This is a genomic window from Lunatimonas sp., from assembly GCF_020832325.1.
Lineage (GTDB): Bacteria > Bacteroidota > Bacteroidia > Cytophagales > Cyclobacteriaceae > Lunatimonas.
On sequence record NZ_JAFIEU010000017.1, the window covers coordinates 79,909 to 103,175 of the forward strand.

At 45.4% G+C, this 23,267-nt stretch carries 18 protein-coding genes; 10 read left to right on the forward strand and 8 right to left on the reverse strand.

All coding sequences use genetic code 11. The features are described 5' to 3' along the window. Positions 1–38: 38 nt before the first annotated feature. From JJU34_RS06235 to JJU34_RS06255, 5 genes are read right to left on the reverse strand one after another with little or no spacing between them, the layout of a single operon-like run. Positions 39–2,375, reverse strand: a complete 2,337-nt coding sequence (locus JJU34_RS06235) for a TonB-dependent receptor (RefSeq protein ID WP_228691470.1) — start codon at positions 2,373–2,375, stop codon at positions 39–41. Between the two features lie 42 nt (positions 2,376–2,417). Next, positions 2,418–3,464 carry a ChuX/HutX family heme-like substrate-binding protein gene (locus JJU34_RS06240; protein ID WP_228691471.1) on the reverse strand — a complete coding sequence of 349 codons (1,047 nt, stop codon included), beginning with the start codon at positions 3,462–3,464 and terminating at the stop codon, positions 2,418–2,420. 2 nt (positions 3,465–3,466) lie between these two features. Then, positions 3,467–4,273 (reverse strand): heme ABC transporter ATP-binding protein, encoded by an 807-nt coding sequence (locus JJU34_RS06245; protein ID WP_228691472.1) that lies wholly within the window; start codon positions 4,271–4,273, stop codon positions 3,467–3,469. Between the two features lies 1 nt (position 4,274). Next, the gene (locus tag JJU34_RS06250) at positions 4,275–5,345 is read right to left on the reverse strand and encodes an iron ABC transporter permease (protein ID WP_228691473.1); all 1,071 of its coding nucleotides are present in this window, start codon (positions 5,343–5,345) and stop codon (positions 4,275–4,277) included. 4 nt (positions 5,346–5,349) lie between these two features. Next, a complete protein-coding gene (locus JJU34_RS06255; protein ID WP_228691474.1) occupies positions 5,350–6,198 on the reverse strand; it encodes an ABC transporter substrate-binding protein in 849 nt (282 codons plus the stop codon). Positions 6,199–6,610: 412 nt separating this feature from the next. Between JJU34_RS06255 and JJU34_RS06260 the strand changes: the two genes are divergently transcribed. From JJU34_RS06260 to JJU34_RS06275, 4 genes are all read left to right on the forward strand, one after another. Next, on the forward strand, positions 6,611–7,894 hold the full coding sequence (locus JJU34_RS06260; RefSeq protein ID WP_228691475.1) for a Gfo/Idh/MocA family oxidoreductase: 1,284 nt from the start codon (positions 6,611–6,613) through the stop codon (positions 7,892–7,894). A gap of 26 nt (positions 7,895–7,920) precedes the next feature. Beyond that, the gene (locus JJU34_RS06265; protein ID WP_228691476.1) at positions 7,921–10,083 is read left to right on the forward strand and encodes a TIM-barrel domain-containing protein; all 2,163 of its coding nucleotides are present in this window, start codon (positions 7,921–7,923) and stop codon (positions 10,081–10,083) included. Between the two features lie 118 nt (positions 10,084–10,201). Further along, a complete protein-coding gene (locus tag JJU34_RS06270; RefSeq protein WP_228691477.1) occupies positions 10,202–12,076 on the forward strand; it encodes a sulfatase in 1,875 nt (624 codons plus the stop codon). 4 nt (positions 12,077–12,080) lie between these two features. After that, the gene (locus tag JJU34_RS06275; protein ID WP_228691478.1) at positions 12,081–13,562 is read left to right on the forward strand and encodes an alkaline phosphatase D family protein; all 1,482 of its coding nucleotides are present in this window, start codon (positions 12,081–12,083) and stop codon (positions 13,560–13,562) included. 621 nt (positions 13,563–14,183) lie between these two features. Here the strand turns inward: JJU34_RS06275 and JJU34_RS06280 are convergent. Both JJU34_RS06280 and JJU34_RS06285 read right to left on the reverse strand, forming a co-directional pair. Further along, on the reverse strand, positions 14,184–14,363 hold the full coding sequence (locus tag JJU34_RS06280) for a hypothetical protein (protein ID WP_228691479.1): 180 nt from the start codon (positions 14,361–14,363) through the stop codon (positions 14,184–14,186). 100 nt (positions 14,364–14,463) lie between these two features. After that, a complete protein-coding gene (locus tag JJU34_RS06285) occupies positions 14,464–14,781 on the reverse strand; it encodes a hypothetical protein (protein WP_228691556.1) in 318 nt (105 codons plus the stop codon). On the opposite strand from JJU34_RS06285, the gene JJU34_RS06290 reads away from it, so the two are divergent. Continuing rightward, positions 14,776–14,925, forward strand: a complete 150-nt coding sequence (locus tag JJU34_RS06290; protein ID WP_301005335.1) for a hypothetical protein — start codon at positions 14,776–14,778, stop codon at positions 14,923–14,925. The two genes, JJU34_RS06285 and JJU34_RS06290, sit on opposite strands and share 6 nt — an antisense overlap. A gap of 677 nt (positions 14,926–15,602) precedes the next feature. On the opposite strand, the gene JJU34_RS06295 is transcribed toward JJU34_RS06290, so the two are convergent. Further along, positions 15,603–17,306: an amidohydrolase gene (locus tag JJU34_RS06295; protein WP_228691480.1), complete on the reverse strand. Its 1,704-nt coding sequence runs from the start codon at positions 17,304–17,306 to the stop codon at positions 15,603–15,605. A 527-nt stretch (positions 17,307–17,833) separates the two neighbouring features. On the opposite strand from JJU34_RS06295, the gene JJU34_RS06300 reads away from it, so the two are divergent. The 5 genes from JJU34_RS06300 (at position 17,834) to JJU34_RS06320 (ending at position 23,020) form a co-directional block, all read left to right on the forward strand. Continuing rightward, the gene (locus JJU34_RS06300; RefSeq protein ID WP_228691481.1) at positions 17,834–18,037 is read left to right on the forward strand and encodes a hypothetical protein; all 204 of its coding nucleotides are present in this window, start codon (positions 17,834–17,836) and stop codon (positions 18,035–18,037) included. A 79-nt stretch (positions 18,038–18,116) separates the two neighbouring features. Continuing rightward, a complete protein-coding gene (locus JJU34_RS06305) occupies positions 18,117–19,280 on the forward strand; it encodes a DUF4221 family protein (RefSeq protein ID WP_228691482.1) in 1,164 nt (387 codons plus the stop codon). Between the two features lie 547 nt (positions 19,281–19,827). Continuing rightward, positions 19,828–21,036 (forward strand): glycosyltransferase, encoded by a 1,209-nt coding sequence (locus JJU34_RS06310; protein WP_228691483.1) that lies wholly within the window; start codon positions 19,828–19,830, stop codon positions 21,034–21,036. Continuing rightward, positions 21,026–21,802, forward strand: coding sequence for an FkbM family methyltransferase (locus JJU34_RS06315; RefSeq protein WP_228691484.1), 777 nt, complete (start codon positions 21,026–21,028; stop codon positions 21,800–21,802). The genes JJU34_RS06310 and JJU34_RS06315 overlap by 11 nt, the downstream gene beginning before the upstream one ends. A 3-nt stretch (positions 21,803–21,805) precedes the next feature. Beyond that, on the forward strand, positions 21,806–23,020 hold the full coding sequence (locus JJU34_RS06320; RefSeq protein ID WP_228691485.1) for a glycosyltransferase: 1,215 nt from the start codon (positions 21,806–21,808) through the stop codon (positions 23,018–23,020). Positions 23,021–23,267: the final 247 nt, after the last annotated feature.

Below are 23,267 nucleotides of genomic sequence, written 5' to 3' on the forward strand. Positions count from 1 at the left end.
AATAGCGATTAAGCTGGATAGGATTGCATTCACTCGTTTCATTTTTTGTTTAATTTATGGGTTGTTTTTATTAGTTGGTGTAGGGGTATCTTGGCCCCTACAAAAAAGACCCTGCCCGGATTAGTAGGGTCAAATAGGTTGAGTTGGTTTAATAGATTGTAGCCCCCCGCTTCAAGCATCAGGCTATTTACCAGGGTTTTGCTTAGTGTGAGGTTCCAACTGGCAAGACCTCGGGCATATTCCTTAGGGTCATCCAAAATCAGGTTGCCGTTCACATCTCCAAACCCGAATTTTCCGCGGTAAATGGCCCTCAAAGCGAAATTGATACCCGAAGCCGGTTCCCGATAGGTTACTTTCAGATTACCGCTGTGCCTACTTCTGTTAAATAATCCCCCATAATCGCCGCGGTGAACCCGTTGGGTGCGATTTTGTCCATCCCTTTTAAAGATTTCTCCGTTTGAAATCCGCTCAACTACCTCCCTATCTCTGGCATCCAAAAACACATATCCCATGGAGATTTGGAGGTTTTCGGTGATCCGATAGGTCCAATCAATCTCGGCTCCGCGGGTCACGACGCTAGCAACATTGAAGTAAGAGAAGGCATTCTGACCTGAAGTGAGTCTAGCCACCGGGGCCGTTTCAATCAGGTTTGTGATGTGGTTTAGAAAAAAATTACCTGTTACCAACAGATCATTGGTAATGTTCCAACGGAAGCCTGTATTGACGGCTTGGGAGCGCTCTGCTTCTAATGTACCGAATTGACCAGGGTCAATCAGGATTTGCTGAACCAACCCTTGGGCTTGCAGCCGGACGAGACCTTCTTGGACCATATTGGCGCCAAATACGTAATATCCGGATGAGGCATTGTTGAAGTTTAAAAGCAACTGACGAAAGTCCGGGGCCTTGAATCCCGCTCCTACAGAGGCCTGCCACCGAAACCGCTTGCTGAAGGCATACATCCCAGCTACCTTGGGACTCAACTGTTGCCCATATTGGCTATGGATATCCGCCCGGAGTCCCGAAACAATATTCCAACGATCAGTGGGATCCCATTGATGTTGTAAAAACAGGTATCCTGCATCGAAACGATTGGTTTCGTCATAACGGGTAGCATTTACAGACTCCATCAGGTGGCCCATGCCAATGGTGAGCAATTGCTTGCTCGTTAGTTGATGATCTAGTTGAAGTTCGCTCCGGTGGTAGTATTGCCTGAAATCCTGATTGTCTAGCACGGAATGATCCTCTTGAAAACTAGTAAGCATGGCAGTTTCAAAGATCGAACTCATACCCCGCAACGTGAGTAACCAATGCTTGTTTGGTCGAAAGCTGAGGGTAGGATTGACGTTTAATTCGCGGCGTTCCCCCGTTAGGTTGGCTAGTCTCGAGGTGCTACTCTCCCGTATTTCTAGGGTGTTTTCGGAATTTTCTAGGTAAAACCGGGAATAGACCTTCAGATCCCATTTATTAAACTTTTTGCCCAATTTCAATTGAGCCGTATTTGCCTGAAAAGGGCTTTGCGTCATGCCCACTACCTCTGGTGTAAGGTCAAATCCATCCGTTGTATACCGGTTGTAGTAGGCATAGAGACTCCAATCTGCTTTGTTGAGGCCAACTTCAGCACTGAGGTCCGCGGTGTTGAAGGAACGATACCTGGTATCAAGGTTTGCTATAACCGGTTCGTCGCTGCTTTTGGTAATGATATTGATCACCCCTGCCATGGCTTCACTGCCGTAGAGGGAACTGGAAGGCCCTCGTAGAATCTCGATGCGTTCAATGTTAGAAACCGATATTCGGTCTAAGTCAAAGGTACCTGCGGTACGTCCAATCAGTGGTTCTCCATCCAATAGAATCAGGATATAGTCCGAAGAAAGACCCTGGATCTGAAGTCCCGAACCATGGTCAGCGACTACCTGTAGGCCCGTTTGCTCTCTAAGTACCTCGGACAGCCGCATACCACCGGTTTCTTGAATTGCGTTTTTGCCGATGATGGTCACCGGCATAGGCAAGTGCTCTACACTTCGGTCGGTTCGGGTTGCCGATACGACTACTTCTCCCAACTGACCGATTCTTTCGGTTAGGGTTAGTACGGAAGTAGCAAGGAGCTCTTTGACTTGAATCTTCAAAGGATCGTAACCAAAGGCCGTAATCTCCAGCCAAGTCATTGGATCCAGTTGGCTGGGCAGTTCAAATCGGCCATCGGGTGATACCGGTATGGTTTGAGTACTTTCTGTACGTACAATGGCGTGAGGGATGGGTTGTCCGCTACGGTCTCTCAGCAAGATCAGGTCACCAGGATTTGCCAGACCCTCCACCACTACCATGAAAAGTAGCAGCCAAGTGGCGGTTTTATATTTATTAAGACTAATTCTATACATGTTGCAAATTTTTTTCCCGGTGGAGTTGCCCACCGGGAAGAATTACAGGCTATCAACCAGTTGCTTCCATCGGTCATTCTGTGGAAGTCCCGGTTTTCTGAGACCAAAGAATTGGGCTATAAGCTCTTTTTGATCGTCAAATAATTCAATGGAGGAAACCAATCCTTCGTCGGTATTTTTATGAACTACCCACGCGGAACCTACGTGGGATTCATTTAAGTGCATATTGAAATCGGGATCCATAACATTCAGCCAGTTGCCCAATTGCCGGATGGTTCGAACCTTTCCTTGATGAATTTGGATGTTGCCTTTATTGCCTACAAAGATCATGATCGGCATCTTTTCGGCTGATGCAGTTTCCAAGATGGTTCGAACCGATAGTTTGTCAATTTGGTAGGCCCATTTTTTACCTATCCACCGGATAGCATCGAGCCGATGCAGATTGAACTTTTTGAGCATACCGAAGAAGTCGTGGGTGTCTTTCATGCTTTCCCATGCTTCGGAAAAGGCTTTTCGATCAATGTCAGAGGCAAATTCCTCTGCAGGAAATACTTCCACCTTGATGGGCTGGGACGGCTCGGGCATCTTGAAGGTATCCACCAGTTTGGTGTAAGCATCGAGGTTACTCCGTTCCTGTAAGTATATTTTCAAGACAGCCTCTCCTGCTTGGTCGAAAAACTGCAAGCTTCTTAGGGGACCTCTGGAAGTTTCATTTACGACGGCAAATCCATATTTCCATTTTCCTAGGAACACCCGTTGCTCTATGGGGCCAATGACCGTGGCGATTTGGTTGGGCGAAGTTCCATGTACGGTAATTTTCTGAAATGTGCCTTTGTGTTCCAGCACACAACCTTCGTTTCTAGTCAGTGACATCACTTTTCCAAGTTCTCGGCAGGAAAGAAGTATATTCGCCCAGTCTTCTTTTAGCCGCACAGTGGTTGGTCCTAAGGTGGTGGCGAGAAGTTCCAGCTCAGATACCCCGAGTTTTTTTGCCGCATCTCTGATTCGTAGGTTTGGTTCGTTTAGTCGTAACGTAGCCCAAGCATCGATTAGGGCGGTTTTAGAAGGAGTAAGCAGTGTGGTGTCCATAATTATGCGAGTTTGTAGTTGTACATAGGGGCAGTCCGGTTGGTTGGCAGACTGCTGATAAATATTGGTTTATGTGGGCCTTGTGAGTTGACTTGAATCGGGTAGTCAAATACCTGCTGAAGGTTTTGAGAAGTCATTATCTCTTCGGTTGGGCCTTGGTGAAGGATAGTGCCATTTTTGAGAAGTACCACCTTGTCTGCGTAGTTTGCAGCCAAGTTAAGATCGTGGAGGATGGCCAAAATGCCTATCTGTCTTCTTTTGAGTTGGGAGACGACTTGCAACACCAAGTGCTGTTGAGCGATGTCCATGCTGGAAGTAGGTTCATCTAGTAAGAGGTACCGCGGGAAGGGTTTCGCCTCCCATATTTGGGCTAAAACCCGGGCCAATTGTACCCGCTGTCGTTCACCTCCTGAAAGGTTGTCCACTTGCTGATCCCGGAGGTGCCAGGTTGAGGTAGCTGTCATCACCTCTTGAATGCTAGTAGGGCAAAAGGATTGTTTTGAAAGCAATAAACCAAGCTCCACGACCTCCAGCGCCCGAAACGGAAAAGTAACCGTACTTTGCTGGGGCATCACGGCCCGTAAAGTTGCTAATTGGGTTGTTTTTAGGTCTCTTATCCGATTGCCGTTGTAGGTGATACGTCCATATTGGCAGCTAAGCTCACCCGAAAGTAGTTTGAACAACGTGGACTTTCCTGCGCCATTTGGGCCTATCACAGCCGTAAATTCACCTGCTTTGATGCAGATATTGGCCTGGTCCAAAATAGGCCGTCTTTTGATGCAGAAATGAAGGTTTTGTGCTTCGAGCATGTCAGATTTGGTTTTTTTTTACGTTCAAAATCAGCCAAATAAAGAAAGGGGATCCTAAGATGGCGGTGATGATGCCTATAGGCAATTCAGCCGGCATCACGATGGTTCGGGCAATTAGGTCTGCAACCGTCAGCAGACCGGCTCCCAGAAGAAAAGATCCAGGTAACACCAGTCGGTGGTCAGCGCCAAATTTCAGTCGGATTAGATGGGGAACGATCAATCCCACAAATCCAATGGTACCGGTCATGGATACGCCTACCCCCACAGTAAGCGCACTGAGAAAGAGAATGGTAAATTTTACTTTCTGCACGTTTACGCCCATATGAAACGCCTCATTTTCACCCATGGAAAGGGCGTTTAGGTTTCGGTGTTGAGAAACGATCAACGTGGCGGGAATAAGAATGAGGAGTAGGGCAATGCGGACCTTATTCCAATTTGCTCCGCTTACGTCTCCCAGACTCCAGAAGGTGAAGTTTCGCAATGCAGCTTCGTCGGCATAAAATATTGTCAGACCAATAAGGGCTCCGGAGAGCGCCGTTAGCGCCACGCCAGCTAAGATTAGAAGAGAAATGTCGGTTTTACCTCCGCTATTAGCTGTACGGTATACTAGTAGCACGTTTACTAGGCCGCCAATAAACGCAAAGAGAGGGAGTCCAAAGTTGCCCAATAGTCCGCCTGCCCAAGGAACGTGGACACCAAAGACGATGAAGACGACCGCAAACAGGGCGCCACCACTACTGACACCGATCAATCCCGGTTCTACCAGCGGATTTCTAAAGAGTCCTTGTAGTGCAGCACCTGCCACGCCAAGTCCTCCACCTACCAAAATGGCCAGTAGTACTCTAGGTAAGCGAATATGTAGCAATACATTTGCTTCCTGAGGCGAGTGCAGAAGGGAGGCAACTCCCGCTTGCTCTAATAAAATAGAGACGGTGTTCGCCCACGATATTGGAAAGGCACCAACTGTCACCGAAAAAAGGGCTACCAGCATCAATGAAAACGCCATCCCTGCTAATAGCCTGTTTTGACGGGTAGTCTTCGAAATAGTGTTGGTTTGCAAGGTGCGGATCATACCGTTAGTTTTTCACGGCTTTAGCCAATTCCAACGCTGCTTTACCTACTCGTGGTCCAAAACCAGATAGATAGAGCCCATCAAAGGCAAGAATACCTTCATTTTTAAATGCATTGGTCTGCTCGATCCCTCGGATTTGTCGGACACCCTCTTTGCCCCCAAGTGTCTGTAGGCCTGACTCGAAAAAAAGCAAATAGTCGGGATTCATGGAGATAAGCGCTTCTGGAGTTAACGGGATAAATTCCTTGAAACCCCGCCCTACGGACTGAATACCGGCTAGCCTAAAAAGCGACTCTGCAAATGTGTCTTCTCCGGCCACGAAAACCGTTTCGGTACCTCGGGCCATCACAAAGGCCGCCTTGGGCGCTCTATCTACGGTACTGAGATACTCCTCCAATTCACGAATATCCTTGCGGAGCTGATCGCGTACTTTTGCTCCTTTTTCAGGAACATTTAAAAATGTGGCCAGCTCTTCGATGATTCGGTAAGTACCTTCCAGGTCTTTTGGCTTTTCGAATTCATGTATTTCAAGACCTGTTTGCCTGAGTTGCGTGATAGCTTCCTCGCTGAGGTAGCCTTTTTCTGTCAGCAGCTGATCTGGTGCCAAAGCCAAGATGCCCTCGGCTTTGATCTGGTTTCGGTAGCCGATTGATGGGAGCTGCTGCATGCTAATCGGGTAGGTGGACGTAATGTCCGTGGCAATGATGGATGCTCCAAACCCAAGCTCGGCCACAATTTCAGTGATCGTTCCCCCGGCGGTGATTAGCTTCTGCTCGGTGGATTGTTTTTCGGTAGCAGGTGAGGTACAGGCCAAGACCGAAATGAGGAGGTATATCAGTAGGGTAGGTTTCATTTATTTAGATCAATTTTAAATAGTACGCAAATATTATATTAATTAGATTAAATCCAAATAAAAATAAATTGATATTTTCTATCGGGTTGGATTTTCAATTCGTCATCAATTAGGTGGGTATTTATTATAGAAAAAATCTATAATAAATTGTTAAACAGTATGATAGCACAGTAATTGTCTTCACTTAGCAGCTATTGGTCAGGGTGGATTTAAATAGAAAGCTTGCTAAGGCACTACCATGTGCCAAGGAATATGACAAAAAACTACTAAATTGTCATGCATAGTCAGATCTGCCAACAAGTTTCGCATGCAATAGTGAGGTACAAGCTCCTAACTTGTTGATAAAGTCCTATAGATACTTTCTTCGGTTGGCAGGTTTTTTAATGCCCAACGCTTTAAACAATAATACCCCATGATTTCAACAAACAGAAGATCTTTTATCAAAGGCGCAGCGGCCCTGTCCGCATTTACGGTACTCAGCCCCACAGCGGTTTTCGGCTTCGCCGCAAACTCTGCCATTCGGGTAGGGATTATTGGTTGTGGCAATCGGGGCACCTCAGTCATCACCTCCATGTCCAAGCATACTTCCATCCAAATAGTGGCTATGGCGGATTTGTTTCCGGATAAATTAAAAGAGGCAAAGCCAAAATTTGATGCATTGAATGCGGCCAAAGGACTCGCTGCTGTTTCGGATTCCCATGTTTTCCAGGGCTCTCAGGCTTACTTGAGGTTGCTGGAAAGAGCTGACGTGGATGCAGTGCTTATTTCTTCGCCTGCCTATACCCATCCAGAGATTGTGGAGGCTGCCGTTGCGGCGAAAAAACATTTTTACTGCGAAAAGCCCGCTGCGATGGATGTATTTGGTTGTAGGCAAATAGCTGCTGTTGGAAAGGAACTTAAGAACTTAAGTGGAGTCTTTGGCTTTCAAATCCGCTACGCAACTCCCTATGTGGAGCTGATGCAGCGGATCCACGCGGGTGCCATCGGCGATATCATCAACGCGCAGCTGTACTATTTTTCCTCCGGGCTGCCTGTTGTCCAAAGTCCGGAAATGTCCTACGATGAGGTACGCATCCGTAACCAGTTTTTCTTTCGTGACCTTTCGGGCGGCATCCTGCTGGACCAAGGGGTACATATGCTGGACGTCTGCAATTGGGCTTTGGGGATGACACCCGTAAGTGCCATTGGCATGGCGGGTTACAATGGAGGCAGCGGCTTTGGGGACGCGTTTAAGAATTACCAGGTGATCTATAAATACCCGCAGGACATCAGTGTCAGTTTTCATTCCACACAGTTTGGAGGAACCTTCGGCGATGTATGCGCCCGGTTTATCGGATCAAAGGGTATCGCCGTGGCGACCTACAGTGGAGGCGTATACATCAATGGAGAAAATGCCTGGGATTCGGGCATTCTTCGGGAAAGCACCAGTCAGGCCAGCCGGGAACAGCAAGCAGCGGGCGTGTTCACATCCTCCTTACACGACTCCAATCAGAAAAAAGTAACCAGCTTTGTAGAAAGCATCGAGTCCGGAAATTTTCTAAATGAATTGGATACGGCTGTAGATTCCACCCTCACTGCTATTTTGGGGAGGCAGGCAGCGACCATGCAGCGGCCTGTGACCTGGAATGAAATGCTGTTCTCGAACGAGCGCATTGATCCTAGCTTGGATCTTTCTCAGTTTGACCAATCTCGCTAACCAATTTCTTTCTAAATCTCAGCGAAATGTACCAAAATGCCTTCTTTACCCTCGCCCTTTTCCTTTTTCTGTCCCTTGCCGTGAGTGCCCAACATGGTTGGGAGGAAGTAGCTCCTGGCGTTTGGAAGATAGTGGTTGGGACGCCGGATGATTTTGACCTATTATCGGCTGCGGCAGTTCCGCCTAGGCTAGAAGGTTTGCGCAAGCTGGGAGCGGCTCCATTTCCATTGGATTCAGCTCAGATTGTAGGTGAGGTGACGGAAAATCAAACGCAATTGAGACTGCCGTTGGTACGAGAGGAGCAGATTTTTGGGTTTGGACTGAATTTCAAGACGGTTCATCAGCGCGGCCGAATCCTCCGCCTGCATGTGGATCACTATGGAAATAGCGACAATGGCCGTACCCATGCGCCAGTCCCTTTTTACGTATCTTCTGAGGGTTATGGGGTATTTGTAAATTCCGCCAGATACATCGATGTGTATGCCGGCACAGGGTCGCGACAGGACAGTCCAGATCCTCCCGAAGCCCGCGACCGCAACACCGACAATGCTTGGACTGCCCGTCCTTATTCGGATGCGGTAGAAATGCGCATCCCTGTGGGCGGGGTGGAAGTGTATTTGTTTGCCGGGCCGACTCCCCTAGACGCCGTGCGCCGCTACAACCTTTATACCGGTGGAGGCCCTCTGCCGCCCCGGTGGGGTCTTGGCTTTACCCAGCGGGTACACCGTCTATTTTCTGATGAGCAAGTCAGGCAGGAGGTCCAAGAATTTGAAGACCGGGGGTTTCCTTTGGACTTTGTGGGGCTGGAACCCGGATGGCTAAGCAAGTCCTATCCCAATACCTTTGTGTGGGATTCCGGAAGGTTTCCCGACCCGGAAGGATTCATGACAGATTTAAAGAAGAAAGGTATCCGGATTAATCTTTGGGTAAATCCTTTTGTATCCCCCGAATCGCCCATATATAATGATATTTTGCCCTATACGGGAACCCATACGGTGTGGGCGGGCGTGGTGCCCGATTTTACCATTCCCGCTGCACAGCAGGTGTTTTGGGGAATATTCGAACGAGAACATCTGGCCAAGGGAGTCAGTGGGTATAAGATCGATGAGGTGGATGGCTACGATGAGTGGCTTTGGCCGGATGTCGCCCGATTTCCATCTGGCATTTCCGCCGAGCAGATCCGACAGACCTACGGGCTATTGGTACAAAAGCAAAGTGCTGATCTGTATAGGAAAAAGAACGAGCGTACCTATGGCTTGGTGCGCGCATCCAATGGAGGTGGGACTTCTTTTCCCTATGTGATTTATAACGATTATTACAATCACCGAGATTTTATTACTGCATTGATCAATAGCGGCTATGCAGGGGTGCTGTGGACGCCAGAGGCGAGGGCCTCCAAGTCAGCCGAAGAGTGGTTGAGACGCATGCAAACGGTGGTCTTTTCGCCCATGGCCATGATCAATGCCTGGGCTAGCGGGACCAAGCCATGGTCTTTTCCCGAAGTAGAGGCAGAAGTGCGGCAAATGGCCGTTCTGAGGATGCAGATGATGCCCTATTGGTATACCGAGTTTGCCAAATACCACCACGAGGGAACGCCGCCTTTTCGCGGGATGAGCTTGGAAGAAGGTTTTGCGGTAGGCAGTGGGCCGCTTACGATAGCTGATAGTGAGGCAGATTTGGAAACCAACCCCTATGCGGAGGCTGTACGGAAGGAAGTAAAGGATCAGTACATGGCGGGGGAATACCTGCTCGTAGCTCCGATGTTTGAGGGGGAAACCACCCGTCAGGTGGTGCTGCCGGCCGGAAGATGGTATGATTTTTATTCCGGGGAGTTTGTCGGAGAGGGAGAGGTGATTACGGTAACCCCCGGTTTGGATAAGATTCCGGTATTTGTCAAAGATGGTGCGCTGATTCCGCTGACGGATGCCCGATTACATGCTCCGGGAAATGGAGAGAAATACAATTTGGAAGTCAGGCATTATGGCGAAAAGCCAGGCGAGTACTTGCTTTATGACGATGACGGGGAGACCTTTGACTACGAGAGAGGGGCCTATTCCTGGAGACGTCTGTCGGTAACCAGGCAGAAGAACGGTAGCTGGAAGGGTGAAGTGTCCAATCCGGAAAAAGGCAAGCCGAACAATTTGTCAACGGTTAGCTGGCGGTTTATGACGGCAAGGCAGGCTTTGTAAGGTGTATATTGATGCAAAATAATTTTGAAATAGGGTAGAAATAGCGTGGAAATATGGCCTGCGGCCGAATTATTTTTTATCTTTCTGATTGTTTCCTATTTACCCAATTAACCCGGACATGAGAAATCTTTGCCTTTTGTTGCTCCCATTTTTGAGTCTTTTTTGTTCCCCACCCGAAGAAGTGGAATTACCTCTTCCAAATATTCTTTGGATTACCAGTGAGGATAACAGTCCTTTTGCAGGCTGCTATGGGGATGATTTTGCGACTACTCCGAATATGGACAAGTTGGCGGCGGAGGGATTCCTGTATACCCACGCGTATGCCAATGCGCCGGTGTGTGCGCCCACCCGCAACACGATCATTACTGGGGTATATGCCAATTCGGGAGGTCACGAACACATGCGCAGTTACTACGATAAATCATCCCTTGTCAAGCTATATCCCGAATACCTCAAAGAGGCGGGATATTATTGCACCAACAGTCAAAAGGAGGATTTCAATATCAACCCGGAACTAACGGCAAATACCTGGGATGAATTGGGGCGAGATGCCCATTATAAAAACAGACCGGAAGGAAAACCCTTTTTTGCGATCTTCAATTCCACCATTTCCCATGAGAGTTCCCTGCACAAACGTACTCCTTTGGAAGAGTTGCGGCATAATCCCGAGGAAGTGAGCCTGCCCCCTTATCATCCGGATACACCGGACATGCGGCACGACTGGGCCCAGTATTACGATAAGGTGGAAGACATGGACACCTGGATGGGAGGTATCTTGAAGGAGTTGGAAGAAAGCGGTGAAAAGGAGAATACCATTATTTTCTATTATGGAGATCATGGGGGCGTATTAGCCAGAAGTAAGCGCTTTGTCTATGAATCCGGCACACAAGTTCCCTTTATTGTCCATATACCCGAAAAATATAAGCACCTCTATCCTGCCGAAAAGCCTGGATCAAAAGTAAATCGGCTGATCAGTTTTGTGGATTTGGTGCCTACGCTGTTGAGCATCATCGGAGTGGAAATCCCCGAATACCTACAGGGCCATGCCTTTTTGGGAAAGCAAAAGACGGCAGATCCCGAGTATGCTTTTATGTTTCGGGGAAGAATGGACGAGCGCTACGACATGAGTAGGGCGGTCCGGGACCAAAAATACCGGTATATCAAAAATTATATGCCGTATCGGATTTATGGACAGTTTATTGATTATCTCTGGAGGGCACCCTCCATCCGGTCTTGGGAAGCAGCTTATAAAGCTGGGGATTGCAATGACGTCCAATCCATTTTTTGGAACACCAAGCCGGTCGAGGAATTGTATGATACCGAAAATGACCCCTGGGAGGTAAATAATCTGGCGGGGGATCCCGCTTACAAGGAAGTATTGGAGCGCATGCGGGCTGCCAATCGGGACTGGATTATGGACGTCAAAGATGCGGGCTTTATTCCGGAAGCAACCATGGTAGATCTTACGAAAGATACCACCCCGTATGACTACATGCGTTCCGGAGAGGTGGATTTGACCGCGTTGGTGGATGCTGCCGAATATGCCACCAACCCCAATCCGGATCCCCAAAAACTTGCAGCTATGCTAGATTCTGATAGCCCCGCACTGACCTATTGGGGGGCGACAGGCTTGTTGATTTTGGGTGAAAAATCCCGTCCTGTTTTAGCCAACTTAAAGAAACTTGCATCGGATCAGGAACATAATGGAGCCATTGTTGCCGCGGAATGCCTGTACCTGATGGGTGAAAAAGAAACGGGTAAGCAGACCCTCTTACGGGCGCTCAAGTCAGAAAACCCCTTTGCCAGAGGACACGCCCTCAACGTGGTAGACAATGTGGATGACAATAGCCCTGAAATGCGGCAAGCGGTAGTGGATATGGTTAAAATGGTTGGGGAATTTAAAAGCCACAACTATGACCTACGCATGTCCAAGTTTCTTTTTGCCAAATGGGACATAGATCCCCAAAGCTTGGGAATTGATATGAACTGGTAAGTCTATGAAAAATTCCCTAGTAATCGCCTTTCTCTTTTTATCCCTCCCAACATTTGCACAAATGGTGGGGGATAGGACCCATCAGCAACTGAGCAAAAACCGCTCCTGGGAGACCAGTCTTTATATGTTAAACCATTGGACGCCAGACTTGGATTTGAGAAAGGAGAATGAACTCGCAGAAATCTTACATACTGTTTTTTCCAACCATAAAGAGGCCGATTTTGATAGGCTTTTGGCGGACCAGAACTATCTAAGCTGGGTGGAAACTCATCAGAAAATTCTCCTCGGAGGACCTGTATGGGGCAATGTAAGCCAAGAGGGAGTGGATCTTTGGGTGCGTACTTCCAAATCATCCATGGTGGTTGCGGCGATTGAAGACCATGGCACGGTCAGAATATTTGGCCCTGTGGAAACCGAAGCAAAAACAGACTTGAGTGCTGTCCTGAAAATTCACGGCTTGGAGCCGGGTACCTCGTATCCTGTCTCCACCATGATAGACGGAGAACCGGTGGAATTCGACAACCCGCTTATTTTAAATACCCTTCCCGAGGATGAACCGATAAGAATTGCCTTTGGAACCTGCTTTCACCGCTGGGGTTTGGGAAATAATGAGCAAGTAGGACAAATCCTTGCCAGAAAACCGCATGCGATGCTTCTCGGTGGGGACATTGCCGTGCAGGACCGAAGGGATCAAATTGGAATGCACCGCTTTGATTACCTGATGCGGGATCTTTTCCCAGCTTGGCGCCAGCTAAGTTCCAAAGTACCCGTTTACGCCACTTGGGATGACCACGACTATATGGACGATGACCTTTCCGGAATTCCGGAGGGTTTTACAGCAGCGGATAGGACATCCATTCGGGAAGTCTTTACCCAATCCTGGGCAAATCCGGGATATGGAAATCAGGATAAAAAAGAAGGTGTGTATTTCAAGACACAAATTGGATCGGTAGATGTCATAATGGTCGACAACCGGTTTTTTCGGGATGAGGAAACGGGAGCATTTCTCGGTGAGGAACAAATGGACTGGTTGGAAAAGCAGTTGCTGGAAGCCACTGGAGAATTTATCATTCTTTCCTGTGGCACCATGTGGAGCGATTATGTATCCAATGGAAAGGATTCCTGGGGAGTTTGGGATCCGGAGGGAAGGGAGAAAATTTTTCAACTGATCGAAAAGCACCGGATTCCCGGAGTTCTTTTGATCTCCGGAGACCGCCACGGGGCGAGGGGATTTACCATTCCCAGAGAATCAGGATTTCAGTTTTATGAATTCGAGCCTGCCAGCCTGGGAGGCCGGCATGGTCCAGCCGCCACCAATACGGACTGGGAGACGCAGCTATTTGGGTTTGACAATACCTATGCCTTTGGCGAATTCACCTTCGACACCCAATTGTCCGATCCCGAGGTAACGTTTCGGTTGATAAGCGAGGATGGGGAATCACTTTTTTCGTTGGTGTTGAAAAGGAGTGAGTTGACACCACCTTGAAATGATATTTAATTGATATTAGCTATGCGATATTTGCCTTCGGCGATATTGAATGATATATGCTGCGCGAAATAAGTAGAAATATGCCTTCGGCGAAATATTGGCTTCGCGGACATCTCTGACCTTTGGGGTTTTCCCAAACCCCGAAGGTCTTTAAATGCACCTCTCGAAAAGGTTTTTTTGCTACATAGTTCACAGTAGTTCATATAGAGCTTTATACGAAAGGTTGGTTTGCGGCATCTGACCTTTGTGGTTTTCCCAACCTCGAAGGTCTTTTAAATCGCAGACCGTACTTGGTTTATGGGGAGAAGCTGGACCTTATCGCCAAGGATTTCTATTTTAGTACAAACAGCGCCAACGGCGCAAAATCACTAGCCTAGGGTGAAGCACTAGGTACAAAGAAACCTATTTACCCAAGCACCAACGGTGCGGAATAAATGCGTTGATAGGTTAGGAAGAATATAGTAGTATTTTAACACTACGCTAACACGATCCAAATTTTGGATACGGGTAAAAGGAGTTTGATTATTTTCATTGCGTTGGGAATCCGCTCTGCGGGTAATGAAATATGTTCCTGGCTTGGAATAGGAATGTGTTTTGGCAACCTCAAGGATTTTGCAATTATTTAAAACCAAACTTCTTAAGGGAATCATGGCTGATCTGGATAGCCTCTAAAGGTTCCATACCATCAAAGGTCTGGTCCTGCTCTACAAGGTAATATTTCATTCCTGCTTTTTTTCTTTGTTTTTGGATCCTTTTGAAGAATAAGATACTCATCAGTGTTAATTCAAATTTTCTCATTGTGATCCTGGGTTTCGATTTTAGGAATTTTTCGGAAGATGGTTCTTCAATTTATGGGCAATAAAGTGCATAGCCCAATCTGGATTTTAATACTTGGCTGTTATTTATTTGTGGTGAATGTCAGGAACATGATGCTTTTGGATGGCATCACCAATTCTCCAGCCGATACCTTCTTACCCTGAATTTCAGGTAGGCTATCATCCGCTTTTAGTTTGAGTGTCTTGCCATTCAGTTTGACCTCTTTGGAAAGGAAATCATCAGCGGTGAGTAAATACTGCATTGCATCCGTCGGTAAATGAAGGGAAGCCTCAGCTTCTCTCGGGTTTACCAGCAACACCGCATAGCCATCGGAAGCATTTTTTAAATTATGCACAAACACATCCGCACCACCCAGAAGTTTACCATGAAAGAAATGCAACAGATTTACGAAACCATTTTCGAAAGGAAATTCACCCGCAGCAACTTTCAGAAGCGAATTTTGGAATTGGACGTGTTGCAACGGCAAGAAAAGATGTATACAGGTGCAAAAAATAAAGCACCTTTTCTTTATAGTATTAAATAACATCCAAGAATGGCCTATGCGGTCTAACCTTCCTGGACCGAAATCATCTATAAACATGGATCCCTTTGGGATCAATGGCTTAAAATAGAGAAAGGATGTAAGAAAGATCTCGGAGAGATCACATGTTTATATAAATACCGGAATCGCCCGGATCAATTTGACCCCGAATGGGGTCGTGGCATGCGTTGCTGAAATCGAGCATGACGAAGGCGACGCACGGAGGGATGATTGTAATTGCGAGATTCTCTGCCTACCGGCAGGCATCTGACCTATGAAAATCAAATTATAAACAGATGAAATCGAGCATGACGAGGTCGTCACACACTGGGATGATTATCGTTGCGAGATTCCATAGCCTGCCCCGATAAATCGGGGTGGCAACTGAAAAACAATTATAAACACATGAAATCGAGCATGACGTACCCGTCACACAGTGGGATGATTATCATAGCGAGATTCCATCCCGTTTCCTTCGTCACGGGACAAGTTATGACCTATGAAAATCAAATTATAAAAACATGAAATATCTCTTTTTGTAATCAAAAATAACAATGTGCCAGTTTGCTTGATGTATCAAAAATATACACCTTTCTCTCAATCTATCGTTTTCCTCACAAAGCCGAACCCATCATCTAAATTTTCAGATAACTCGATTTTTTAAAGAAGCAGCAATCCGATTAGTCGGCTTGGTATACCGTTTTTCCATTTACCACGGTCATAAAGACCCGGGTGTTTAAGATTTCGTTATCCGGAATTTCCATGATGTTTTGGTCAAAAACAGTAAAGTCCGCCGCTTTCCCCACTTCAATAGATCCCTTGAATTCCTCTTCAAACTCCGCATAGGCTGCGTCAAGTGTATAGGACTTAAGGGCTTGTTGACGCGTCATCTTTTGATCAGGTTCGTATCCTCCATCGGGCTGCATCTTTAGTGTTTTACGGGTTACGGAGGCATAGAAAGAGGGGATGGGGTCCAAAGGCTCCACGGGGGCATCGGTTCCATTGGAGATGACTGCTCCGGAGGCCAGCAACTTCTGCCATACATAGGCTCCGTCTTTGATGCGTTTGGCACCCAGTCTACCGATAGCCCAAGGGCGGTCAGAACTTAGGTGTATGGCCTGAATAGCCGCAATAACGCCCAAAGACCCAAAGCGTCCGATGTCATCGGGGTGCAGGTGCTGCGCATGTTCGATACGGAATCGATGGTCGGTCACTTCGGGAAATTTCGCAAAAGCTGCCTCATACTGATCCAGTACTTCACGGTTGGTCCGGTCTCCGATGGCGTGGGAGCAGATTTGAAATCCGCTATTAAGTCCCTTTTCGGCCATTTCCCCTACCAAGGCCATTGGCATGGTTTCATGTCCCCGGTGCCCGGCCTTGTCTGAGTAATCTTCAAGTAGCCAGGCACCCCAAGGTCCCAGAGCTCCGTCCATATTTAGTTTGATGGACCGAACGGTTACCATATGATCCGGGTCTACAAATGGTCCTTTTTGAAGCCACGAATCAATCAATTCTGGTTGTCGTCCCGAAATCATCACATACATTCGGGAGGTCAGTCGGCCTTCTTCCTTGAACCTGTTCAGTAAGTCGATGACTTCCTGCCCACTTCCCGCATCGTGAAAGGAGGTTATTCCTTTCTCGGCGAGCTCCTGAAGTGCCAGTTCCAGTGCTTTTTCAGCCCGTTCGGGCGTGTCCTTTGGTACAAGGCGGCTTACTAAGCCGGAGGCCCGCTCCACCAAGACACCGGTGGGATTCCCCAGCGCATCCCGGATGATTTCGCCGCCCACTACTTCTTGAGGGGTATTTTCACTACCCAAGGTGGCTATGCCCGCAAGTTCCATGGCCTTTTGATTGACAAAGGAGGCGTGGCCGGAAGCATGGGCCAGGTATACTGGGTTGTTTGGTGTGACTGCGCTGAGTGCATCATGCACCTGAAAACCCTTTACGGCATCTTTAGGAAGTTCTATCCACTTGTCCTGATGCCATCCCCGTCCCGTGATCCACTCGCCGGGTTCGGCCGACCGGGCAGCCTCAGCGACTTTTTCGACCAATTCCTCGTAAGTAGACACATACATCAGGTCAATTTCCAACTTGTTATACCCTATGCCCATCAGGTGGGCATGGGATTCGATAAACCCTGGAGTCAGCGTTTTTCCCAGTAAATCAATGGATGTTGTCTCCTTTCCTATGTAGGATTCAATTTCGGTGGTGGTGCCGACGGCAAGGATTTTCCCGTCGGCCACTGCCACCGCTTCGGCGGTGGGCTGCAGGTCGTTTACAGTATAAATGAGGCCGTTGAGGTAGACCGTGTCGGCCTTTTTTGCAGTTTCAGCGCAGGAAAAAAGCAGTAGGAGGGCAGTGGCTAGTGATAGTGTTTGTTTCATGATTCGAATAGTGAAGTCCAAATCTAATTAATTTTATGCTAATACGTATTTTCAGGACATAAACGACATACCTTCTCGCACTATAAAAACTTGGGCTATCAGCAACGGGCCGTACGCAGTGAGCATCATATCATGATATGGAATGCAAAACCGGACGGTTGGCCTGCAGGTGCTTCCTAGACAAATAAGCTAGAAACTGATAATGAACGGCTTCCCAGGTATAAAATAGATGAAAACGAAGTACACCAGTCCACTTGGGCTTTTATCGGTGTGGATGCCTCACCCACCAAATCATATATTGTGGAAAATTCGAAAGTTAGGTATTTATTGATTTCGCAAACTTTACATCTTATCGTTAAATATCTTAAATTTTTAGTACACCATTTATGGCAGATCGTTAAAAATTTACTTTTTATTGCAACAGGTGTTTTATATGATGTAAATAAATTATCGTAAAATAATTTGGAAATATCATCTTTTTTTTTCTACTTTAGATAAATCATTTTACAACTCAAAATAATACTCTTATGAAAAAGTTCTTTAAAAAGCCAGTTCTTTTATTTGGATCGTTGGCAGCGGTGGTGGGCTTGGGATTTGTTACTGGGCAAAGTTCAGAAGTAAAGGCTCAAAATGATGTTGAGTTGTGCCATTGGTTTGATGCACCTGGTGAACCTCATGATGGCTGTGTGATAGCGGTTTTTAATCTTCCTTGCATATGCGAAGGGTGCTAAAATCAGTAATTATCAAAAGATGAATATAGATAGCTAATTTGTTATCTATATTCATTGTTTCTATTAATTTTTATTAATTATGAAAAAGATCATATTTATTATTTTTTTGAGTTTATTATCTTCTGGTTGTAAAAAGAAAACTCAAGAACGACATTTTAAAATGGAAATAATTGAAGAAATCTCCATAAAGACAAATGACCTTATTTCAGTAAATCCTGGAAACACAAAGTTTATAGAAACTGACTCAGGCACATTTCTATTTGCTTATAATCATGTAGAAAAAAACTACCAATTTATTGATTTTTCTAAGGGGGAGGTGAATCATAAAATTCCTCTAACCTTTGAGGGTCCAAACAGTGTTAAGGGATTTCTTGGAGCAACCCTTACAGGTGCGGATTCGATTTGGCTTACCTTTTCTCCACCTGCAATTGGACTAATCAATTTTAAGGGAGAGCTTCTATTAAAAAGACAAGTACCCAATGAAATGGTTTCTGTTACAGCCTTAATAACTACATTTTACAAACCAATTATACAAATAGGGGCGGAAATTTATGGTCCCCAACCTTATTTTATGGATCATCACGAAATGGGCAAGGAACTGATTGCTAAACATCAATTGGTTTTTAGCTATTCCTTTGGTACCGAAAGTACATCTTGGCATGAGGTTTTTTATTCAAATACCTACTGGGATAATGGGAAGAAGCTTACGGATTATTCATGGGATGAGAGAGAAGAAAAAATTTATATCGCCCCATATTATGATCATCAAATTCAGGTTTTCGATAGTGCCACCAAGAGGGTAGTGAAAAGAAAAGAGGTTAAATCTGTTTATGTTAACCGTTTCAATTTTGTGGATAATATTCCATCCGGTTTTGAAGAAGCTAATAAAAACACCTTAGAAAGTGAGCAATATGGTCCTTTTATTTACGATCGTTTTAGAGACATATTTTACCGGGTATTTATACCCAGCTATAAGTCAGATAATGAGCTATCATCAGAGGAATTGCGGTTTATTGTCAGGTCTCGACCATATGCCGGAATCATGGTTTTGGATAATGAGTTGAACGTTCTTGGTGAACATTTATTTGATAAGTTTGAAATACATACTTCAACAAACATGTTTGTTGGAGAGAAAGGACTATATATTTCGCTAAATAATGAAAACCATCCTGACTATGACGAAAATCATTTCAGGTATAGGGTGGTGCGATTTAATGTGGGTGGTGACTATGAGAATCAATAAGAACTCCAAATTGATTGCCCTGCTATTTATATTTTTTACATGTAGTCAAGATTCAAGATTCAATGATTATAGAGTTAGAATGGGATTTCCTTTGTTGTATGACTCATATATAATAGTATTGGACTATGGCTGCCACACGTGCAAGGACCGGTTTTACGACTATGCTGTTAGTCACCTACCGGACTCTACTGCATTAATATTTAAGAGAAAGCCGGAACAAGAGACTATTAAGGCGTACCCTGATCTATTTAAAAAAAGCTATGTGTTTATTGACTCGTTGGATATTTCCTTTGAGGTCGGTCTGACGAAAAAAAATTCGGAGATAACCTTAATTAGGAAAAATAAAATAAATCACTTTAACTTTATTGAGTACGAATCTCTTATTTCTGAATTAGAGAAAGAGTAATGGATATGTAGAGTTAGGACTATGAGAACGATCCTTTTTACAGTATTAGATACCAGTAGTCATTTAAATGCGATGTTTAAATTGGCAAAAGGATTAAAGAATGCTGGGTTTTCCATATTATTTTTAAGTAATCCTAAGAGCATGAAAATCATAGATAAAGAAGGATTCAGGCTAGTTTTACGTCAGGAAGCCTTTCAATTCGAAGAGATTTCCAAGAAAATGCACCATCCAAAAGAGTTAAAAGAAATAGTTGAAGGAACCTTTCGCAGTAAGAATTTTTTTGGGGAAGCCATTCGGATTTATAACCCTAAACTTGTGATTTTAGATGCTTCTTTTATATATTACTCAGTTCATCTTTTAGAAAGTAAGATACCGATTATTACCGTTTCCACGAAGGTATGTCAAAACAAAGCTCCTGGGATTCCGCCTTTTCAATCTTCTTATATTCCGGGCAAGATCCCACTTTTCACAAATTTGCTTGTAGAGGGTCTTTGGATCATACATTTGATTAAAAAGAAATGGAAAGATCACCGGGATAATGTCAGCCCTGAACGTCTAAGCTGGTACCACATGGCTAGGCGGTATATGAAGCAACTAAACAGACATCCCAAATTTGTTACAAAACGAAGTAGCCATTTTGGATGGAAAGACATTCCCGAACTGATCCTTTCCCCCAGGCACTTTGATTTTCCCAGGCCCTTTCCCAGTAATCAAATTCATATAGGGCCTGTGGTAGATACCGAGCGAAGGGAAGATCAAAGCGAAATAGATAAAGTCAGTGAAGTTTTATCCACAGAGGGTATCAAAGTTTACTGTGCTATGGGATCCTATGACACTGAATTCCGCAATGACAGAATCAAGTTTTTTGTTTCATTGATTAATATCTTCCTGCTCCGAAGAAACTGGCAGTTGATCCTGTCCACAGGCAGGGATATTGATCCCTCCGGATTCAGACCGGTTCCAGACAATGTACACTTGTTTCAGTCGGTGCCCCAGTTGCATCTGATAAAAAACGTGGACCTGATGATTAATCACGGAGGGATGCAGTCCATTACCGAATGTATTTTGTTGGAAACCCCCATGCTAGTGTTTCCCCTAAATCCCAACCTGGACCAGCCGGGAAACGCGGCCAGGGTAGTTTACCATAGATTGGGAATGAGAGGAAAGCTTAAAAAAGATACTGCAAAACAGATAGAAAACAAGGTTGACGAATTACTTACCAATAGAAGCTTTTATGTAAAAAACATCCAAAGGCTTAAGCAGCAAATGCTTGACTCCGGGGATTTTGAAAGGGGTATCGCATTTATTGAATCGTATATCAAAAGTCAGGAGGTAATCCATGAAGCCTAAATGGAAGGGGAGAATTGGACTTCCGTTTAAAAACGAAGGTGCTTCACCAATGTCTCAAATCAGTTGGATTTCAAAAGCAATCTCAAATCAACATGCTTCCGTAGTTCAGATTGGTTCCAATGATGGAAAGACGAGGGATCCGCTTTATCCATTGATGAAGGAGCGTATTGGGTGGCGGGGTCTTTTCGTAGAGCCTGTGCCCTATTTGCTGCACAGATTGAGAGATAATTATATGTCCCTTGATTCCCCAGAACGGTTCCGTTTTTATAACGGTGCGGTCAATGATGGCAATCAAGGGGAATTTTTTTACGTCGACCGACATGCGAAATACGTTATACCGGACTTACCTGAATGGTATGATCAAATTGGTTCTTTTAACCGACAGCATATCCTCAATCATTTGGGAGGCATTTTAGCCCCATTTATCAAAGAACTTGAACTAGCGGGTTCGACACTGCAAGAATTGCTGGATCAGTTCCAAATTGAGCGTGTTGACTTGCTGCATATTGACACAGAGGGGTATGACTGGGTGATTTTATCACAGTTTAATTTGGAAAGGTACAAGCCCACCGTCATACTTTTCGAATACAAGCATTTAAATGAGACAGATTTAAATCGATCGGTAATGCATGTGTCGGATCGCTACGAAATATTTCGGTTCAAAAACGATCTGTTTTGCCTTCTACGGGAAAATCATGACCTTTCAAATGAAGAATTGAGTGTCTTGAGAAAACAGTATTCTTTTGCGAGGCAACAACTTATTTAAGTTATGAGGATTGCGTTTATAGTGGAATCATTTCCCAAACTTTCAGAAACCTTTATTCTCAACCAGGTCACCGGTCTATTGGACCTTGGATATGAGGTAGACATCTTTCCTTCCAAGTTCCAGCTAGAAGAAAAGATGCATACGGAAGTCTCTAGGTTCGGGCTTTTAAGCCGGACCTACTATCCGCCATCATCACCCACTTCCAAATGGGCTGCCAAACTGAAATGCATCTGGTTGATCATCAGAAATGTGGGGAATATTGAAACCATAAGCCGCATGTTTTCTTCTAATTATCCGTCGGATGTTAAAATCTCCCTATTTTTTCGATTGTTGCCATTAATAGGTAAGGAGGCATATGATATTGTCCATTGCCATTTTGGGCCCCTTGGAAAGATCGCTGTCTATGCCAAATCGCTGGACATCATCCGGGGGAAGTTACTGTTGAGTTTTTACGGCTATGACGCTACTAGGTATAATCTGGATGCAGCATACTACAGGAGTTTAATACCCTATTTTGACGGCTTTATAACCATCTCCAACTACCTGAAATCGAAGCTAAAAGATTTAGAGTTTCCAGAGGGTAAACTTATTACCATACCGTTAGGCGTGAATTTGGAGGAATATTGCGTTCAGGAATCCTCTAATCTTAAATCAGGAAAAAGATTGTTGACCGTAGCGAGACTGGTAGAAAAAAAGGGGATTTACTATGGTATCATGGCTTTTTCTAAACTGCTCCGCAGCTATCCGGATTTGGAATATCATATTGTCGGGGATGGGGTTCTATTTGAGAAATTGAAAGAGTTGACTGATGAACTTTCATTAAATGGACATGTTTTTTTGCATGGCGCAAAGAATCGGGAAGAAATAAAGGAGTTTTATGCTGCTGCGGACATTTTTGTGTTGCCCAGCATCACAGCTTCGGACGGGAATTCAGAGGGACAGGGGCTCGTACTTCAGGAAGCGCAGGCCATGGAAGTGCCAGTGGTCGCTACCCGTCATAATGGTATTCCAGAAGGCATTTTGGAGGGCATTACAGGCCATTTGGTACCGGAGAGAGATATTGATGCGCTTTCAGATAGTATTCGTAACTTATTAGACGACAATGAACTAAGGAATACGATGGGCAAAAAGGGAAGAGAATTAGTCGTCGCCAAATTTAGCAATAAAAAATTGGTGGGATCACTCGCCGAGTACTATGAAAGCATCCTAAATGGCTAGGTTTTAACCGCATGGATGGGCAGCTTGTGCCGAAGGTTTCGATTCGTAGTCGTACATAGATTATTATATATGATTGCCTCGGGCTTGAATTCTTTTAGTCCATGTTTCAGCAACGGCCCTAAGCAGGGAACATCATAACTTGTTATGGAATGCATAACCGGACTGTTGGCCTGCAGTTTCTCCCCAGACAATTAAGCTAAAAACCGATAATGAACGGCTTGCGAGGGAAGGAATGGACGAAAATGGG

What these genes read in the sequence shown, in the direction of transcription:
- JJU34_RS06240 (WP_228691471.1), bottom strand. Translation starts at nt 3,464, where the DNA reads ATGGACACCACACTGCTTACTCCTTCTAAAACCGCCCTAATCGATGCT.
- JJU34_RS06310 (WP_228691483.1), top strand. Translation starts at nt 19,828, where the DNA reads ATGAAAATCATAGATAAAGAAGGATTCAGGCTAGTTTTACGTCAGGAA.
- JJU34_RS06250 (WP_228691473.1), bottom strand. Translation starts at nt 5,345, where the DNA reads ATGATCCGCACCTTGCAAACCAACACTATTTCGAAGACTACCCGTCAA.
- JJU34_RS06255 (WP_228691474.1), bottom strand. Translation starts at nt 6,198, where the DNA reads ATGAAACCTACCCTACTGATATACCTCCTCATTTCGGTCTTGGCCTGT.
- JJU34_RS06265 (WP_228691476.1), top strand. Translation starts at nt 7,921, where the DNA reads ATGTACCAAAATGCCTTCTTTACCCTCGCCCTTTTCCTTTTTCTGTCC.
- JJU34_RS06270 (WP_228691477.1), top strand. Translation starts at nt 10,202, where the DNA reads ATGAGAAATCTTTGCCTTTTGTTGCTCCCATTTTTGAGTCTTTTTTGT.
- JJU34_RS06260 (WP_228691475.1), top strand. Translation starts at nt 6,611, where the DNA reads ATGATTTCAACAAACAGAAGATCTTTTATCAAAGGCGCAGCGGCCCTG.
- JJU34_RS06290 (WP_301005335.1), top strand. Translation starts at nt 14,776, where the DNA reads ATGCAACAGATTTACGAAACCATTTTCGAAAGGAAATTCACCCGCAGC.
- JJU34_RS06300 (WP_228691481.1), top strand. Translation starts at nt 17,834, where the DNA reads ATGAAAAAGTTCTTTAAAAAGCCAGTTCTTTTATTTGGATCGTTGGCA.
- JJU34_RS06320 (WP_228691485.1), top strand. Translation starts at nt 21,806, where the DNA reads ATGAGGATTGCGTTTATAGTGGAATCATTTCCCAAACTTTCAGAAACC.
- JJU34_RS06275 (WP_228691478.1), top strand. Translation starts at nt 12,081, where the DNA reads ATGAAAAATTCCCTAGTAATCGCCTTTCTCTTTTTATCCCTCCCAACA.
- JJU34_RS06305 (WP_228691482.1), top strand. Translation starts at nt 18,117, where the DNA reads ATGAAAAAGATCATATTTATTATTTTTTTGAGTTTATTATCTTCTGGT.
- JJU34_RS06315 (WP_228691484.1), top strand. Translation starts at nt 21,026, where the DNA reads ATGAAGCCTAAATGGAAGGGGAGAATTGGACTTCCGTTTAAAAACGAA.
- JJU34_RS06245 (WP_228691472.1), bottom strand. Translation starts at nt 4,273, where the DNA reads ATGCTCGAAGCACAAAACCTTCATTTCTGCATCAAAAGACGGCCTATT.
- JJU34_RS06280 (WP_228691479.1), bottom strand. Translation starts at nt 14,363, where the DNA reads ATGAGAAAATTTGAATTAACACTGATGAGTATCTTATTCTTCAAAAGG.
- JJU34_RS06235 (WP_228691470.1), bottom strand. Translation starts at nt 2,375, where the DNA reads ATGTATAGAATTAGTCTTAATAAATATAAAACCGCCACTTGGCTGCTA.
- JJU34_RS06295 (WP_228691480.1), bottom strand. Translation starts at nt 17,306, where the DNA reads ATGAAACAAACACTATCACTAGCCACTGCCCTCCTACTGCTTTTTTCC.